7 protein-coding genes are annotated in these 19,200 nt (G+C 43.2%); all 7 read right to left on the reverse strand.

Annotation, left to right across the window (positions count from 1 at the left end):
• Positions 1–88 precede the first annotated feature (88 nt).
• Positions 89–2,851 (reverse strand): cell wall-binding repeat-containing protein, encoded by a 2,763-nt coding sequence (locus Q4550_RS20510; protein WP_303535630.1) that lies wholly within the window; start codon positions 2,849–2,851, stop codon positions 89–91.
• Between the two features lie 150 nt (positions 2,852–3,001).
• Positions 3,002–4,630: a cell wall-binding repeat-containing protein gene (locus tag Q4550_RS20515; RefSeq protein ID WP_303535632.1), complete on the reverse strand. Its 1,629-nt coding sequence runs from the start codon at positions 4,628–4,630 to the stop codon at positions 3,002–3,004.
• A 140-nt stretch (positions 4,631–4,770) separates the two neighbouring features.
• On the reverse strand, positions 4,771–7,215 hold the full coding sequence (locus Q4550_RS20520) for a cell wall-binding repeat-containing protein (RefSeq protein WP_303535634.1): 2,445 nt from the start codon (positions 7,213–7,215) through the stop codon (positions 4,771–4,773).
• 183 nt (positions 7,216–7,398) lie between these two features.
• Complete coding sequence (locus Q4550_RS20525) at positions 7,399–11,229, reverse strand: cell wall-binding repeat-containing protein (RefSeq protein WP_303535636.1); 3,831 nt, start codon at positions 11,227–11,229, stop codon at positions 7,399–7,401.
• 524 nt (positions 11,230–11,753) lie between these two features.
• On the reverse strand, positions 11,754–12,632 hold the full coding sequence (locus tag Q4550_RS20530) for a DNA-processing protein DprA (RefSeq protein WP_303535639.1): 879 nt from the start codon (positions 12,630–12,632) through the stop codon (positions 11,754–11,756).
• Between the two features lie 52 nt (positions 12,633–12,684).
• The gene (locus Q4550_RS20535) at positions 12,685–13,302 is read right to left on the reverse strand and encodes a transposase (protein WP_303535640.1); all 618 of its coding nucleotides are present in this window, start codon (positions 13,300–13,302) and stop codon (positions 12,685–12,687) included.
• A gap of 359 nt (positions 13,303–13,661) precedes the next feature.
• On the reverse strand, positions 13,662–19,175 hold the full coding sequence (locus Q4550_RS20540; protein WP_303535642.1) for an alpha amylase N-terminal ig-like domain-containing protein: 5,514 nt from the start codon (positions 19,173–19,175) through the stop codon (positions 13,662–13,664).
• Positions 19,176–19,200: the final 25 nt, after the last annotated feature.

Below are 19,200 nucleotides of genomic sequence, written 5' to 3' on the forward strand. Positions count from 1 at the left end.
AGAGATGTCCTGTTATTTATTACAAAAAATAAGAGATACAGGTCAAATTCCCTGTATCTCTTAATATTGGAACGCATCTTTTGTCGCATTATTCCTGATATAAGCGCTGTTCAACTTTTCCGTTAATAGCTGACTGACCGCCTAGCAAGTTGAACTCATTCATCCCTTTCATCGCTTCTACCGTTTCTTTTGGAAGCTCATCAGACTTCACTAGCAAAAGTGGTGCGCCATCTTTCGCCGCTAGCACAGAGCCTGCAAGGGCATCTGCAAAACCAAATCCTGTCGCCAAATAAGCTGATTTAGCTTCTGGATAAAAGGTGGTTTTCACTTTAGCTGCCGTTTCAAACCGATTGGCACCTGAGATACGCTCTGGTGACGGAAGACCTTGATACAATTTTTTTGTAATCACACTTTCACCACCGATGACAACCGTATCATCAATGTTTTTCAGCGCGAGTTTTGTTGCCGCAGGGATTGTCTCTTTATCCACTAACAAAATGGGATAGCCATTTTGCGCAGCATATGGTGCAATCGCAAGGGCATCTGGAAAATTAAGACCATAGGCGATCACCGCTTTCTCAGGATCTCCTCCCATGCGCTTCGCAATTTTTGCGGAAGTATCATAGCGATTATCCCCGCTAATCCGTTCAACCTCTAGTCCGAGTGACTTAATTTTCTTTTCTGTTGCAGGTGAAATTGCGTTAACTCCACCCAAGATAATCGCTTTCTTCGCCTCGAGTCGGTCGATTTCTTCTACCGTTTCTATTGGAAGTTCATTCGTTTTCGCAAGGAGAATAGGCGCTTTTAGTTGATAAGCAAGTGGCGCACCAGAGAGAGCGTCTGGGAAATCTAAACCTCTCGCAATTACGACCGTATCCGCCTTATCATACGTTTTCGCACTCACATTCGCTGCTGTATCAAAACGAGTCGCGCCTTCGATTCGTTTTACTGTGTTCGCTGACGTTTTCACGGTCAATTCTGGGCCATACGTTGTAACATAGCCTTTCTTATCCACCGCTTCTACTCGAAAATCATAGGCTTTATTCGTAGTAAGCCCCTGAACGGTAAGCTTTCTTGTCGTTGCTTCCACTTCTTTTAACACGCGATCATTTTTATAGACGATGTAAGATTCAACCCCAGAAGTGTCTGTCGCCTCAGACCAATTTAATGTCAGTCTGTCATTTTTAATAGAGCTAGCCGTAAGCTCTGCGTTTTTAGCCCATACAGGTGGAAGCTGATCGTCTCCCTGCAGCACTTTTACTGAAACCATCATTGTATCGCTATTCGGATCATCAACTGTAACAGAAACGCCTGAACTAGCCCCTGAATACACTTTGCTATTTGGTGATGTAGAGCTATTAAAGCGACTGTAGCCATTCCCGCTATAATAATGATCGTAGTATAATCGCGTATTTGGATCTTGATCTAGCTCCGGGTAACCCAATCTACTTTCATTTGCTTCTTCCACATCCACCGCTTTATGTGATTCATCTCTATTGTTTTGACGATTTTCCAGCTGCTGCTCATCAATATGCCAGATGGCAATTCCAGGCGACGCCACCTGATCAGCTAAACCGATATCAAAGCCAATAAACTGACGATTTTCAATTAAAAAGTACTCCGATTCATCGGTTGTTTTTAATTTCAATATGGAATAATCGTCAGAAGTAAAATTCCCAACTTCATATGAGCCATTATTTTGCACTTCAATAGGTCGCTCTAAACCAAGCACCATTTTGGACCATGGATCGAGATGAGTTGGATAAGATCCTTCGTACTCATTGTTATGGGTTGTCCAAGAACCGCTTCCCATTAAACTGTGGATGCCAACGCCATCTGAAGTGCCGTCCGTATCATAAAGATCCGGTAGCCCCAGATCATGGCCCATTTCATGTGCAATAATTCCAACGGTTGCCATATGTCCGCCATGTTTCTCCCCAAACATCGTGTAGCCGCCGTTCCCTTGATAAGAGCCTACTTTCACTCCATCAAGGCGGGGAGCTTCGCTTTCATAAAGGCTCGACATATGACCCCAAACCACTTTCCCCGTATCTCCATAACTTGCTTCACCACCGGATACAATGGTGACAATATGTAATTCCTCCGAAGAAATAGAACCGTCTTTATTTTGGTCAAATTGAGCATAGTTTACTTTATCATTCGATGCCTTTAGCGCATTCTTAATGATTTGTGAATATGTACTATCTGGATTTGTTGCCGTCTCAGGACGAGGGTGAGCATACGGTAGTGTTACCCTTACGATCCCATCATTTGTTCCGCTTGATTCGGCAGCCCCTTTAAATCCGAGCTTTCCTTTTGAAACTTCATCATAATAGTGGTTTAGCGTACTCCCACTAGCGCCAAAGAATCGGTTACGCCAGTCTGCATCTGAATAAGTGATTTTTGCATCGCTATATTCAACTAATAAAACAAGCGTGTCCTCCTTCGCTCCTGCACTCAATAAATCAAATGAATCATCCGCATTTGGAATCTCCTTTTGCTTTGTATTCATTCCTTCAGTCGGTTGGAGCTTCTTCACATCTTCAAGCTCTGCCGCGTCAGAAGGCTTTTTATTAATAGCAAATCTAGCTTGTGTAACTTCTAGATTTTCACCAACAATACGAGTGTAATACCAGTATTGGTCTTCCCCTATTTTAATCACAGATTCATCGTTCGCCGTCCACCAATGAAAATTTTCACTGCCGCTGAGTGACGCCTCAAATGTCTCTCCTGATGGCTGAACGAGCTCCTGCGTTTCTTGTAGCGCAGGCATCGCATTTGCCTTGCCTGCTCCCAAAATGATGAACAGACTACATAAAAGTAAACCGATTCCATAGATGCTTTTCTTCATCCTGCTCCCCCTATAGTTGACCAAAGTGTTTCAGTAGATTTTATACTCTACAAGTCTACCATTAGGGAGTGAAAAATTGCCATAATTCTGCAATTTTCGGTAACAAAAGGGACCAGCTCGTAAGCTGATCCCTCAGAAATCATTCTTCGACTATTCAACTCCAATAAGCTCCCTTTCAATGGAAGGACTAACCGCTTTCGGACCTCCTAGAATCGTAAAATGATAGATGCCTAACTTTTCTTTTGCTCCAATGACCGCATCCTGCATATTATATGGATCTACTAACAAAAAACTACTGTCCCTTTTGGCAGCAAGAACACTTCCGGTTAGCGCATCTGCAAATTCAAGACCCGTTGAGACAAAAGCCTTATGCGATGGATTTAATTCCATTGCAATAATTGAAGCTGTTTCATAACGATTCTTACCCCCGTATCGCTTTGCTTTTGGTAACTTTTCGAAAAGGCTTTCCGAAATAACAGCCGTACCGCCCACAGCAATGCTCTCAGGATATTGTTTGAGAATTTCGGCCGTATCTTCTGGGAGTTCATTCTGTTTTGCTAGCAAGATGGGATACGTATTTTCCGCTGCGTAAGAGGCAATCGCAAGAGCATCTGGAAATTTCATACCGTTCGCAATAACAGCTTTATTTGATGGAGGAAGACTCACTGCAATCATTGCAGCTGTTTCATAGCGATTCGCTCCTGCTATTCGTTCAACTGGAATTTTCATTGTGCCTAATTCATCTTCCACATCTTTGGAAAGAGCCTGCTCTCCTCCAAGAAGAATCGCGAACTCTGGGTCGAGTCGTTCAATCTCATCCTTTACAATTTTATCAAGACCGTCAGAGTGTGTTAATAAAATAGGGGAATTTAAATCATAGGCAAGCGGAGCACCAGCTAACGCATCAGGAAAATCATCGCCTCTTGCTATCACAACTCCTTGCGCGCTTTGCTTCCAGCCTTCTTGAGAAATTTTCACTGCTGTCTCATATCGATTAGCTCCAGCGATCCTATTAACGTTTGTTGGCAAATTTAATTTCACTTGCTCCCAAAATTCATCGGCGATCGCCATGTAACCCGCTGCCGATGGATGAATGTTTTTAGGATTTGGCAAATAGGTTGCATAATCTGTTGAAATGGCATCATAGGTGGGAACGTAGTGGCTGAATGAATCGGACGCGATCTGCTTAATGATCCCATTCACTGTCTTTGTCAGTTCAACGAGCGAACGCTGTTCCGCCTCAGGGAATGCGTAAAAACCATTGTAGTATCCCATTAAATAAACATCCGCGGACGCATTAACGCTTCTTATAATTCCCATAATAGCAGCGTAATTTTCCGATAGCTCAGTGATGATCTTTTTGACTTCTTCTGGGTTCTTCAATCGTTCCGGTTCCGAACCGAGTACTTGAAGAAAATCGTTCGCACCGATCGTAATCGTTATCATATTTTTGGAGGCGATCTTAACTTGCATGTCACGATCCATCAAAGCGTTCAACAAATCTTTAGAAGTCGCTCCAGGCACCGCAAAAGGTTTTTCGTAGCTTCCTAATAAACCTACGCGATCTATATCCTGAGCTATGTAGTCGGCATAACTTAAACCGAGAGTATTGTTCGACATGACGCCAGCCGCGAGTGAATCACCAAGGGCAGCATAATAAACATTGTTTTTTTCTTCATCGAGACTTGCAGTGGCGAAGGCTTGAGACGGCATGATCATGGCGAACACGAGAACCATTAGCAACAGCGGACTGATTTTTCGCTTTCCCGACCTCTTCAATCAGAACCCTCCCCAAAAATAATTCGTTATAACGAATCGTTACGTATACAATTAGCTTTCCTTTCTTCAATACCTGCCTATTCATAAAATAAATATCAAAAAGCGCGGGAAATGTTCCCCGCGCTTTCGTAATGAATAGATTACTTTTTGAGCTGATCTAAAATGTCGTTACTTACAGCATTTTCTCCACCAAGAACGTTGAAGTCATAAGCTTCCATGTCCTCGATCGCTTCTGCTGTTTCTTTCGGAAGCATATTCGGCTTCACTAATAGCATTGCAGCATTTTGTTTCGCTGCAAGAACAGATCCTGAAAGGGCATCAGCAAAGTTCATGCCAGTGGAAACGTAAACGCGTGCTGAAGAGTTAAGGCTTGTAGCGATATCAGCCGCTGTACCGAAACGATTGTCTCCTGCATAGCGATCTTCAGCATGTAGCTTCTTATCTAGCTTACCGTTAACAGCTGTTTCGCCACCCACGATGATCGATCCATCAATGCCTTTAAGCGCATTGCTAGTTGCAGATGGAATTTCATCAGCTTCTGTTAGTAGAATTGGATAACCTTTCTGTGCAGCGTATGGTGCAATTGCAAGAGCATCTGGGAAGTTCATGCCGTTTGCTACAATCGCTTTATCTGGAGATCCACCAAGACGCGCTGCAATGTTTGCAGCTGTATCGAATCGGTTGTCCCCTGCAATACGCTCAACATCGATTCCCATACCTTCAAGCTGGAACTTCACGTAATTGCTTACTGCACTTGTGCCACCAAGGATAATGACATCTTTCGCACCAAGACGTGCAATTTCTTCTTTCGCCATTTTATTCAGTGATCCGCTTTCTGTTAAAAGAATTGGCGCATCGTATTTATAAGCAAGTGGTGCTCCTGCTAGTGCATCCGGGAAGGAATCGCCACGTGCGAGAACAACCGTATCTGCAGTCTCCCAGCCTTCTTGCGAAATTTTCACAGACGTTTCATAGCGCGTTTCACCCTGGATACGCTCAGCATCTGCTTCAACGATACGTGCTTCGTCTTTCGCTTTAACTGTTCCAATTTCATCGAGATACTCTGTAAATACTTCAAAGTCTACGAAGAAAAGTTCGTTCATACGTCCGTCAGCGGCAGCTTCACCCATTGCATCGTATCCGTCTCCACCTTGAGCGATATAAGCGTTAGTTGCTACAGTGTAAGTCGCTTCTGGGTCAATATCTTCATAGCCGTTTTCTGTTTTCACATTTACATCTAGAATTCGTTCACCAGAAGGAAGATCTTTATCAAAGGAATACCGAAGCCCGGCTACTTGAGCAAAGCGACCTTCCTGCGTTTCCACACCGCTTACCCCATGTTCCAATGAATCAATGATTTCTGCACCAGTCATATCTAGCGTAACGAGGTTGTTTCCGAAAGGCATCGTTGTGAGAACTTCTCCTAACGTAATTGGCCCTTCATCGATTGATTCACGGATTCCTCCGCCGTTTGTGATTGCGATTGTTGCATCAGTAAACTGCTGAGCTTTGTAAAGCATGCCGTCAGTAATTAAGTTTGCTAGATTCGTTTCACCTGTTCTTACAGATGCACGTTTTCCATTAAGATAAACATCAGATTGACCGACTACTTCTTTCTCAATTTCCTCGAGTGGTTTTTTCAGTTCATCATAAAGAGCTTTTGCTTCTGCGTTAGGTTCGAACTTACTTTTACTACCCAAATCAAGAAGTTCATTATCCCAATCCGTTAGCACGCCTTCTTCGTTAAATGTCACTTCAAGATCACCTAAGAAATTGCTATATTCATTTGCTTGTACAACTAGAGTTGGATCTTCAAATGTATCAACTACAACCGCTTCTTCAATTTTCGTGTGGCTATGACCACCAACAACCACGTCGATGCCTTCTACTGATTTAGCTAGCTCAACTTCAACCGCTTTTCCGAGGTGAGTAAGAGCTACGATTTTGTTTACGCCTTTATCCTGGAACATTTTGATCATCTTTTCAGCTTGCTCCTGATGATTTTGGAAGGAAATCGTTTCGCCTGGGCTTGATAGCTCATCTGTTGATTCAATCGTTAGACCGAACACACCCACTTCTTCGCCGTTTACATCAAGGATAACGGCTGGATAGATGGTACCATCATCACCAGTCATCGCCATTTCATTTTTATATAGAGGGCTAAGATAAGGATCTTTGCTGTAATCAATATTTGAGCTTACGATCGGGAATTTCGTTTGCTTGACGAATTCAGAGAACGTCTTTGGACCTTCATCAAATTCGTGGTTACCCGGTACCATCGCGTCGTATTTCATAATATTCATGAACTGAACATCAGCGAGACCTTTGTATTTATTGAAAAAGAGGGTACCAGAGAAAACATCTCCAGCGTCTAATAAAATGGTATTGGCGCGAGCTGCACGAATTTCTTCTACAGCTGTTACTCTTTTTGGAGCATTATCAAGGTGCGCATGTGTATCATTTGTATGCATAATTGTAAGATCGAAATCGCCTGCTGCTTCTACAGGTGACGGTGATGCTGCTGCAATCCCCATTGCTAGTGCTGCTGTTGATAGAACACCGAAAAGAGGTTTTTTCATATTCATGTACGTAATCCCTTCCCTTTCGAAAACTCAAATTTTGTCGGAATGCCTCCGCGATTTTCATTATATACTAGACTACTAGGTGAATGGTCCTTTTTGTCGCAATAGTTAACATATTCAAAACATTACTTTATAACTAGTTTCATAGAAAAGGAGAAGGCGGAGAATTCCCGCCCTATCCTTACTTTAGTTGTTCTTTAAATCGTTCATAACATCATCACTTACAGCGTTAGGACCGCCGAGGATATGGAAGTTATGAATGTCATTTTCGTCAATTGCTTCTGAAATCTTCTCAGGAACTTCATCTTTCTTCACAAGAAGGATCGCAGCATCTTCTTTTGCTGCAAGGACAGAACCAGTTAGCGCATCCGCAAATTTCACACCAGTGGCTACAATCGCTGTATCCGCATCAGGTGTTAGAACGGTTGCGATAGCAGCTGACGTTTCATAACGAGTATCTCCACTAATACGAACTGGTTTGGAAAGAATGTCTACAATTTCTTCACTGATCGCACTTTCTCCACCAACAACGATTTGTTCGTCCGTTGAATTTAAAATTTTCTTCGAAACAGCAGGAAGCTGATCGTCATCTGTTAGCACGATTGGGTAGCCATTTTTCGCTGCATACGAAGCAACAGATAGGGCATCTGGGAAGTTAAAGGCATTCGCCAGGATCGATTTTTCAGGCGTCCCGTCAAGCTTCGCTGCAATGTTCACAGCTGTTTCGTAACGCGTTGCTCCTCCGATACGATCTACTTTTAAACCAAGACCTTTTAGTTCATATTCCGTGTATGAAGAAATCGCTGAGGTACCGCCAAGGATGATCGCTTTTTTCGCGCCTAAACGTTCGATTTCTTTCTTCACAGCTGGATTTAGCTTATTCTGTTCAGTTAAAAGAATCGGTGCATCATATTTGTACGCAAGCGGTGCTCCTGCAAGGGCATCCGGGAACTCATCGCCTCTTGCGATCACTACTGTTTCAGCACTTTCCCATCCCTTTTTCGAAATTTCTACTGCTGTTTCGTAACGTGTGTCTCCTGAAGTGCGGTCAACGCTGTTGTTCATTTGAATCTTCGCAAGCATTGGATCGTGGTCACTTGCGCGGCCATCTGCTTCACTAAAATCAGAGTTAATGTTAATGCTATCAATCATCGTACGGTTTGCTAGATTGTTCGATACGAGAATATGATCGAGCACCTGCGCATTTCCTTGATAGTTGTAAGAATAGCGTTGTTCTGTTGGAAGCTTTTTGACCATATTTGTTAGTACGTCGCCTTCTAGCGTTTGGATTGGCTTCGAAAATTCAAAGTCATTCAAGTCACCTAGAACAACAACGTTGCCACCATCCATCTTCGTCACTACGTCATTTACGAAGTTGTTTAAGATTGACGCCTGTTTCACACGCTGTACTTCACTTCCTAATACAACAGGATGCTCAGCACCAAATAGTGCGCCATCTCCGCCTTTTGAATTAAAATGGTTCGCTACAACCACCACTTTTTCACCATTAAATTCAAACTCAGCTGCAAGTGATTTACGGGAATCTTCAAACGCTTCATTTGTTGGATCAATGCGTCCAGGATTAAGCGTTAGTCCGTTTTCATCGACGCCAACTGAAGTTGTTGCATCACCAGGTTTCTTCTCAGAGAAATTAACGCGTTCAGGATTATAGATGAACCCAACGCGAATATTTCCACCAGGCTGTCCGCCATCTGTTTTATCCTCAGGTGCGATTTCAGTAAACTTGTATGTTGGGCCACCTGCTTCTTCAATCGCTTGAATAATCGCTTCATATGATTCGTTTGCACTTGTCGTGCCGTCATCTGTAGGACCATTGTTATCTTGTACTTCGACTAAACCAACGATGTCTGGTGTTTTCATGTTCTTTACAATCGATTCAGCAATTTTGCCTGTTTTCTCTTCCCCAACACCAGGATAGTAGTTTTCAATGTTATAAGAAGCAACAGTTAGATCGCCTTCTGATGACTCCATTTTCGTTACTTCACGTTCTGTATTACCATCAATCACAGATGGGAATGTGCCCGTCGGACGGATTTTGAAATTACTGTAATCGTAGCTCACGATTCCAGTGACGGAGCCATCGAGACGATCACCAGTCGTTACGTCAATATCAATGCCATCAACGTCAATTAAGAGACGTTCAGGGTTTGGATCGTCTGCAGAAAGCAGCAGTCCGTTAGCACGAGTAAGAAGTTGATCTTCACTTGTGTTTACGTATACAGGAAGCTCATCGTATTTCACCGGCCCTGTTACGTTTGCATCTGGAATCTCAATAAGCATTCCTTCAAGACTTTCATAAAAGTCCAGTCCATCTGTTTCAGGATCAAAAGATTTCATTTCGTCATCTTCTACGATTTCAGTTGGAGGCGTGCGGTCTGTTCCGATTACGATCGCTTCTGGCAATGTGTTATCGGAAGAAGCAACTGTAATGGAAGAGGCAGTAATTTGAGTAGTGAGAAGGTCTTTCGCGTCACTATAACCACCTTCTTTATACTCTTTCACCTGACCGTCTACTTCTACTTTGTCGCCAACGTTTACGCCAGCGCCGCCGCTTTTATAAACATAGATTCCTTCTGAAGTGGCGTTGCTATCGTCGGGATTTACTTCTTGCATGTAGAAGGCGTTATTGCCGTCTTTTGCCGTAACGATCCCAGCAATTTTCGTAACAGCCATTCCTTCATAAGGAGAATTGTGGTCTGAACCTTGAATATCGTGAATGCTAATGCCATCAGCAGACTTTAAAACAGTGTAATCAAAAGTCGCGACTTCACTTAATTTATTGTCTTTAGCTGCGACAGCTTTAATCGTTGTATCTTCAGTTAGTTCAATTGGCGCTGAGTATTCTGTACTTTCAGCTGTCGGTTCGCTGCCATCTGTTGTGTAATGAACCGTCGCGCCTTCTTCTGCTGTTGCAAGCTTCACCATCGTGCCTTCAATAACAGAACCTGAGGCAGGATTCGCCGTTACTGAGAAAGCTGTTTCGATGACGTCAGCCGCACTTCTAGGTACGAGTTTGTATTCGTTATAGTTGTAGTCAATAACACCTTTAAGAATTTCATAGGTTTTACCTACTTCAAGTAGGGATTTATTTGTTGGTTTAATGACAAATTCACCTGAAGCGTCTTCAGCGGTGAAATTTCCATTGCTATCGACTGACTTAACAGTGACATCATTAAATTGAGTGAATGAAGCTTCATGCTGTTCACCGTTATCTTTGGAAAGATCAGTGGATTTGAGTGACTGAGGGGACGGGATACCTTTGTCTTCCGTTGTGATGGCTACATTAGAGGCACTAGTTTGTACTTGCTGCATGCCAAAATAATCTGACATGGCGCCTTCTACAGTTACTTCATCACCTGGTTGAGCCGTAATGCCTGCAGCACGCACAATAATGGCAGCAGTGTCATCCTGGATAAACAAGTTCGTTTGGCCACCCGTTTCAAAGGAAGCTGTGGCAATGCCTTTTATTTTTACTTGTGTACCATTTGCTACTTTTCTAGCATCAGTGATTGTTGAGAGCTCGATAGGTTCTGGATCTGGGCCTGGGTCGGGAGCTGTTCCATCAGGAAATGTGTAAGCTGAAGGCTCTTTGAGTCCCGGAACACCGTAGTACGTTGCGAGGTTTCCAGTGATTTGGATCTTCTTCCCTTTGTTTTCAGGATGAGCGATTAAATTAAGGTCATCTCTTAAAGATCCTTTTGGTAGTTGTACTGGAATAATATTTTCTGCTTGTGTTTCATTGGCAGAATCTGCAATAGCAATATTTGTGTCTACGTTATTAGCATTTTCTAAGTTGTAAGATGGTCCGTTAGAAGTTGTGCCTACAATATACCCTTCTACTGTTGCAGAACCAGTATTATTTGCGATTGCTTCACTAACGGTAATTGTTCCTTCAGCAGAAGCAGAAAGCTGTGAAACTGGTAATGCGAAAAAGCTAAGAACCATTGAAAATATTAGCGCAAAGCTAATAAAACGACTGGTTGACCTTCGTTTCAAATTTCATCCCCCCGGATATGTAGTCGAATTTTGGTGATGATACCACCAATTGTCAGTATACAATAACTTTTGACCCAGATGTGTAAAAATAGCGTAAATTGTCTAAATTTAGATGACGCTTTCATTTTGTGGTAGGGGGGTCAGGCGCGAGCCTGACCCCCTTCACATACAAAACCGCTGTTTTCGCTACTTTTGTCCGCGCTTACGGGACACTAATTGTTCCTTGAAAACTCTTTATTTAATTTTTCGCATTGTAAAGAAACGGTGAAATTAATATATAACGATAGATTTCACTTTTCTTTACCCTTTCATTTTTTATTAACATACTAGTCTTAAGAACTAGTTTTTTGATCACAAAGAAAAACCATCCTATCGATGGCTCGATTGGATGGTTAAGAGGCAGGTTTATCTTCTTCTTTCTTACATCTCTTCCCTGATGGGTTGGATCCATCATGCTCTAGTCGGGGGAGATGATCTTGAAGATCCTTGAGGGATCATTACACGTTAGTCTAGCGAGGAGTATACTAGTTTGGTGACTCAAGAGTATATGGGTTTTCTAATTCGTTTTCAATTGAATGAAAATCAATATAAGGGCGTATACCTTGCTTCATTAGACAGTTTGTCCCCTGTCTAAATCGAGCATCATTGCTATTGAAAACAGAGACGTTTCTTGCTTGCTTCCGCGCAAAGTGAGCTGTCGTCATAGCACCACTTTTCACTTTAGCTTCCATAATCACGAGATGACTTGACCATGCACTGATTAACGCATTTCGCTGAATAAATTGCTTTGGTGTAGGTGCTGTGCCAGGTGGATACTGCGATATGACAGCGCCTTCAATTGATATTGCTTCGAAGAGCGAGCGGTGCTCTTTCGGGTAACAAGCATCAACTCCATTTGCAACAAAAGCAATCGGATGCCCACAATTTGCGAGGCAGGCAGTGTGAGCAGCATGATCGATTCCTTTAGCGAGACCACTAATAACAGGGATGTTCAGGCTTGAGAGTTTGGTGGATAACTCTTCCGCAGCACATCGTGCATGGTTAGAACAAGAACGGGAACCAACTATGGCGACAGAAGGTAAGCTTGGCTTGATATGACCTTTGTAATATAAGAGAACAGGCGATTCAGGAACATTTTTTGCATAAACAGGGTAAAGCGGGTCATCTCGGGGTAATAGCCAGATCTCCTTTTGCTGAACAAGTTCGAGAATGCGCTTTGGTTTCTCAAGTGAACGGGTAGCCATTATTGCTTCACGTGCAAGGCGAGAGATTCCACGGACATTTTGAAGTTCAGAGAGAGAGGCATCATAGACTCGTTCAGGAGTTCCGAAAGCGGTCAACAGCTTTTTTTGTGTCACCGGACCCACATGCGGAATCGAACTTAGCCAGATCCAGCGCTCCATTCGTTCACTTCTCTTTCGTGATTAATTTTTATGGCGGGATTTTTTTCAATTGTTACTCTGGAAGATTAGAGAGCACATATACTTTGCTACCTTTTCGCTCTGGACATTGTTTAACAAGATCTGGTGGTGTTGAGGGTTCACTATTCTCGACATAACGCCGGTAGGCTTTCCTGGCAGGTTCCTGAAAAAGTGAGAGTATGTAATCTGGGAAAGCGTGTGGATTCTTGCGATCAGAAATGTACGCACGATAACTGCTCCACATATAGTCCGCTGGCTTTACTACCATATGGGCTTTAACTGGATTAAGGTGGATGTATTTACTCACGTCAATTTCATAATCAATCGAATCGAGCAGTTCAGCGAAATAGCGACCTTGAAAGACATGTCCTGTGTACTCATATTTGTCGTTGAAATATCTTGCATAGTTGGAGTTGATCACTTTCATGATTTCACCAGGGGGATGATCGAAGGTTTCGATGGAGAGATGCACATGGTTAGTCATGAGACAGTATGCGTGTAGGCGAAACGAAAAAACGAGACGAGCTTGTTCTAAAAGTAATAAGTACTTCAGACGATCAATACGCTCTTCAAAAAGTGGTCCTTTTCGATTCCCTCGACAGATAATATGGTACTTAGCGCCTGGGAACCAATTGCGTTTCTTACGAGCCATTCGAATTGCTCCTTTAGTAAGGAAAATGGGGAATTTCTACCATATCGGGGTTAATAATTGTAGTATACCACCTTTCAAGAATTTGGGAATAGTTAATTTGTAAATTATTCAGAAATATTTTTTAATTCATTTGAAGGAAAATGGAGAGGGAGGTAATAGGGATGAATGAGGGGGTCAGGTACGTACCTGACCCCCTCATTCATCTCCTACCGTTAAACCCTTATCCACTATAGGTTCAATGCAATTGAAGAGTCATTTGCATTAAAAAAGTGTCCACCTGAGGCGGACACTTTCAGAGCTTTTGTCTTTTGATGGGGTCAGGCACGAGCCTGACCCCATTGAACTCCATCAAGCATTGCCTACTTCAACCCCTCCACCACATCATCACTAACCGCATTGACTCCACCTAAAATGGTGTACGTATCTGCTTTTAGTTCTTCAATGGCTTCAGTTGTTTCAGACGGCAAGTCATCTGGCTTTACAAGAAGCATCGCTGCATCTTGTTTGGCAGCTAGAACGGAACCTGTTAACGCATCAGCAAAGTCCATTCCTGTTGCTATGAACACGTGCTGAGATGGGTTAAGTTCAGTTGCAATTGACGCCGCTGTACCAAAGCGGTTTTCTCCAGCATAGCGCTTCGCATCCAGTAGCTTGCTGAACGCTTTTTCACTAACCACCGCTTCACCACCAGCGACGATCGCCTGGTCGACACTGCGCAGGGCTACTTCCGTTGCTTTTGGCACAACGTCTTGCTTTGTAAACAGAATTGGATAACCATTTTCTGCTGCGTAAGATGCCGCAGAAAGGGCATCAGGGAAGTTCATTCCACTTGCTACGACAGCTTTATCAGGGTTACCACCAAGACTCGCCTGGATATTAGCAGCTGTTTCGAAACGATCATCTCCATAGATTCGTTTCACTTTCAAATCGAGTCCTTCTAACTGATAAGCGATAAATTTCGGTACGGCTGATGTCCCGCCAAGAATAATCACTTTCTTCGCACCAAGGCGCTTAATTTCGCTTATGACCGATTTCTCAAGCCCCTTTTCACGCGTTAAAAGAATTGGTGCATCTAATTTATACGCGAGTGGTGCCCCTGCCAGCGCATCTGCGAAGTTATCTCCTCGTGCAATAACAACAGTATCCGCTTCGTCCCAGCCTTCTTTTGAGATTTCCACAGCTGTATCATAGCGATTATCTCCAAATATCCTCACTGGATGCTTCGACTCCGATTCACCAGCATCAGATGTCACTTTCCACGTATATTTCTTTGTATTCTTTCCAATCGCTCCACCATCGTTATTGAAAATCTTAGATTTATTTTCTTCAGATGGTTCAATTGTAATTGGTATTTCATTTTCACCATTTACTAGCTTTACTTCATGTGTGAACGTCATATCCTCATTCACGTTTACTTTCTCACCATTAATTGTTAGGTTACCTTCTTTGATCGCATTTCCTTTAAAAGTAACCGTATCGCCTTCCGAGACGGCACCATTTTCAGGAGAGTTTACGACAACGGGCATATCGATCCAACGGAAAATTTCATCTTGTACAACCATTTTATTACTGCCCTGGTTAGTTACCGTCACTTTAAGGTCTGTACCTTCTGCTCCGTAACCATAGAAGCTGACGTCATCATCAGACTTATCATTACGCGTATGGTCGGCAAGTCCTTCCTGATCCCATGACTCCCCTTTTGCATATTTGTACGTTAAGACCGTTCCTTCTGGGAAAGATTTTTGTAGTTCCCAATCCGGTGATACCGCTCCATTACGAGACATTTCCCATGCACTTGTACTCCACCCATTTTGATCACCAGGCATCGTTACTTTTGCGCTAAGTGGTGTATCGTCAGGCGCATGCACTTTAAATGTTACGTCTACCATCACAATATCCGGAGTTACCGTTACTTTATTAGAAGCGGTTTGATTTCCAGCTTTGTCATACGCTACGATGCGATAGGTGTACGCTTTGCCGTTCTCAACAGCGAAGTCGGTGTACGTCATCGCTTCTACATTATCTAGAAGTTCAACCGTTTGACCATCCCGCTCAACCGCTAATAAGTAAGGGGTGTCAGCTCCTTCAAGTGCCCAGTTTAATGTTACCTGTGCAGATTCCTTTAACGGCTCTTCAAGCTTCACAGCATCTGCAGGGGCCTTCATATCATCCTGATCTTGAGAGAACGTGACTTCTTCTGTATTCGTTGTTTTCCACGTAGCTCCACGGTCAGTTGAAAAAGCAAGTCGGTAAGCGTATGTTCCTTTCTCAATTGGGCGGAATTCCGCTTTAAATCCATTAGCCTCTTCTTCCTGTCCTGTGTAAGTCGCTTTAGACTCTTGCCACTCACCGTCATGCTTTACTTGAAGTTTTCCAATTAATCCTTTTGCAAGACCTGATTCCGTTGCGCCATCTATTTTTACACTGGCTTCGATTGCGAAAGTGTTAGATAGATCCAGCACTTGATCATCAATGACTGAAACTGAAAAAATTTCGTATTTTCCTTCTTTCCACTCGATGTGCGGAATCGTTGGTTCCTTCGTTTCCACCTTTACCGATTCATTGCCACCCTCATCGATCGCCGTTACGGCAAAAAAGTAAGCTTGGCCATTAGTTAATCCATCAACGGTAAGTTCCTTGTCTTCCGTTACACTCACTTCTTCATACATCGCCCCTTGTAGCGTTGAGCGATACACTTTGTATTTCGCTGCATCTCCTGTCCAAGAAAGGGTTGCGCTTCCTTCTCCAGCAGAAGCTTTCAAGTCGCTAGCCGCTTTTGGTCGCTCAAAATTCTGACCTTCATTAGCAATTAGCATGCGGCCAGTCATCGCAGGAATCGTTACCGAAACCTTACCATCCTTCACCGTTACGCTGTCATCTTTCGCGAGTCCATCTGTAAATGAAATGTTGTTTTTCACAACTTCCTTCACATTTAGTTCAATCGTTTGCGCCTTGGTACCGCGGTTCACTGCAATGATTGCTGCACCGTCATCATTCGTACGAGCAAAAGCATAGACATCCCCGTCTGCATGCAGGGTTGTGAGCTTCCCGTATGCAAGAAGATCTGCATTTTCAGTACGAACAGCTCCTGCAGCTTGATAGTGCTTTACTAACTCTGCATTTTCATCTCCCCACGGATACGTGCGACGATCATCAGGATCTTTAGAACCCGTTACACCTGCTTCATCACCGGAATAAATCGTTGGGGCACCTGGGTAACCCATTTGCAGAACCGCAGCTAGCTTTAAGCGCTGCACGCCAAGCTCGTGATCGTAATTCGGATCAAACTCAGCTCGTTCATACGTGTCAGTTCCGCCACCAAGTACATAGATTGCACGCGGCGTATCATGAGACCCCATTAAATTCATGAGCGCATGAAACGCCTCACCAGGGTAATCCTCTTGTACTGCCATCAACTTCTCATCTGTACTTGCTGCATTCCCATTTTTCAAGAAATCAAGAATAGCACCTTCGAAACGATAGTTCATCACGGAATCATATTGATCCCCAAGGAAGTATTTTGATGCGTCATCCCAGATCTCACCTAGAATCAGCGGCTCTTCCCCATCCTTGAGCGTTGCTCCGGCACCGGCCATTTCTTCAGATTTCAATTCATCACGGAACTCACGCCAGAATTCCATATCGACTTCATTTGCGACATCAAGGCGCCATCCGGAAGCCCCATTTGTTAACCATGATTTCGATGCAGAATCTTTGTCATACATAATGTAATCAGAGAATTTCTCATTGTTTAACTCACTATCATAATTAACTGCGTCTCCTTCAACGCTTTTGATTTCAGGAAGAGAATCATATCCCCACCACGCCTGATAGTCGTAGCGTTCCTTCCCATTCTCATCCTTCACTTTTTCATTTTTGATATTAAACCAGTTATGGAAGCCATATTCGTCATTAAACGTTTGGCCTTCTTTTTCAAGCTGTTTTCGTGCTTCTACTTTCGCATCTTTTTCATTCATGTCCTCGTTATTCATTAGGTCATAAATACGAGACCAATATTCATAAGCCCCAACGACATCGTACTTACCATAGCGATCAAAGTAGATAGAGTCATCCCCAACATGATTAAATACGCCATCCATAATCAGGTGCATGTCACGTTTTTCAAGTTCATCGGTAAATGCTTTAAATTCCTCAGGTGTTCCAAACATTGGATCAATCGTTTTCCAATCCGCTGCATCATATTTATGATTTGATGCTGCCTTCGCAATTGGATTTAAATAAAGGGTATTTACACCAAGGGATTGAATATAATCAAGCTTCTTTTGAATGCCTTCGATATCCCCACCAAAGAAATCGTTACTCCATATCTTGTCTCCATCATAATCTGCACTGTCCGAAAGCCTTGGATTATCGGGAAGCTTTCCCCACTCCTGGTGCTCAATTGGTTCAGGACCACGTGCGGTTTCCTTCGCATCATCGTTTTCTTCATTTCCATTATTAAATCGATCAGGGAAAATTTGATACACAACAGCTTCTTTCATCCAGTCTGGCGTTTCGTATCCTGGATCGAAGACCGTTAATTGATAAAGTTCAGCATTCGTATCAACTGCTTTTCCAACCGCTCCTTGCTTCGTATCTTCTCCATACTCCGCTTTTGCTGAACCATCACGCACGATAAATTTATAGCCGTAAAGTCCTTTTTCTTCAGGCGTTACTTTCGCTTCCCAAAAATCATTCCCATCATTTGTGGCTGCCTTCTCCATTGAGATCAGCTTGCTTGTACCCGTATTTTGATTCTTGATGTAGAGGTCGGCTTTCGCTACATCATCTTTCTTTGCAGCTAGACGTAGCGTCACCGTCTTTCCTTCTTTCACAGCGCCAAACGGAGCACGATAAGCTTCTTCCCATGAGTTATGTAGAAGACTTGCCATATTTACTGCACCATCTGACCCTTCAGCACTATAATCTGTGCTTACTTCTTTTGAATCGGCATTGAAAAAGAACGTGACGTCTGCCTTTTCAATGACGTTCAACTTTGCATTCTCTGCTGGATAATCGTCTCCCCATTTATCGCCAAGCACCACTTTATACTCATAATTCCCTTTTGGTACACTTGTCGTAAAGGAATAGACATTATCAAATTGATCATCAGACAGAAGCGCTGTTGACTGATCAGGGCTCCACTCTGCTCCTGCATCAATGGCAGGCTGGATCGAGCCAACAAGTCTAGGTGATTTTTCTTTTAGGGGTGTGTAAGTAGTTGAATCTGCAATCGCATGTGTCCCATCATGATAATAAAACGTTACTTTTGTTTTCTCATCCAGCGTTAATTTAAGATTGTTTCCACCATCACCATAGCTCTCTCCCCAAGATTGATTGATCGCTATTTTATATTCATAACTCCCTGCTGGAAGTTCACCAGAGAATTCATAAAATCCTCCTCCCATGGCTTCCAACTTTGTTTCCTCAGCTGTTGGATCCCATTCCTTTGAAGCACCGAGCTCGTCCTGCAAATCGCCAACAAGGGTGACAATTCGTTCGTCTGTCACCTCGCCAATCGTAAAGGTACTATTATCGCCACCATTTGGATTTAAAGGATCTTTCATCCATTCATCTCCCACGATAAATTTGTACTGATGAAGTCCATCGGATAGATCATCTATCGTTAACTCCCAGACGTCATCTACCTTCTCGAGTGGAAGTGCCCCTTCCTGCCAATTTGTAAGATCACCTGCAACAAGGACCGATTCTTCGCTCCCATCTCCTTCATAAATAAACGTAGCTGATGATCCGTCTATGACAGGACTAACTGCTGCCGCTTTCACTGCTCCAGGAATAGCTCCAGCAAGCATTTGAATCAAAAGAACGACGACGAGTGACAGTGAAAATCTCCTTCGATTACCCCTTTTCATCCTTTTCCCCCTTGAAAATACGATT

It is taken from the genome of Anaerobacillus sp. 1_MG-2023 (assembly GCF_030547345.1).
In the GTDB taxonomy this organism is placed as follows: domain Bacteria; phylum Bacillota; class Bacilli; order Bacillales; family Guptibacillaceae; genus Guptibacillus; species Guptibacillus hwajinpoensis_B.

What these genes read in the sequence shown, in the direction of transcription:
- Q4550_RS20510 (WP_303535630.1), bottom strand. Translation starts at nt 2,851, where the DNA reads ATGAAGAAAAGCATCTATGGAATCGGTTTACTTTTATGTAGTCTGTTC.
- Q4550_RS20520 (WP_303535634.1), bottom strand. Translation starts at nt 7,215, where the DNA reads ATGAATATGAAAAAACCTCTTTTCGGTGTTCTATCAACAGCAGCACTA.
- Q4550_RS20530 (WP_303535639.1), bottom strand. Translation starts at nt 12,632, where the DNA reads ATGGAGCGCTGGATCTGGCTAAGTTCGATTCCGCATGTGGGTCCGGTG.
- Q4550_RS20535 (WP_303535640.1), bottom strand. Translation starts at nt 13,302, where the DNA reads ATGGCTCGTAAGAAACGCAATTGGTTCCCAGGCGCTAAGTACCATATT.
- Q4550_RS20540 (WP_303535642.1), bottom strand. Translation starts at nt 19,175, where the DNA reads ATGAAAAGGGGTAATCGAAGGAGATTTTCACTGTCACTCGTCGTCGTT.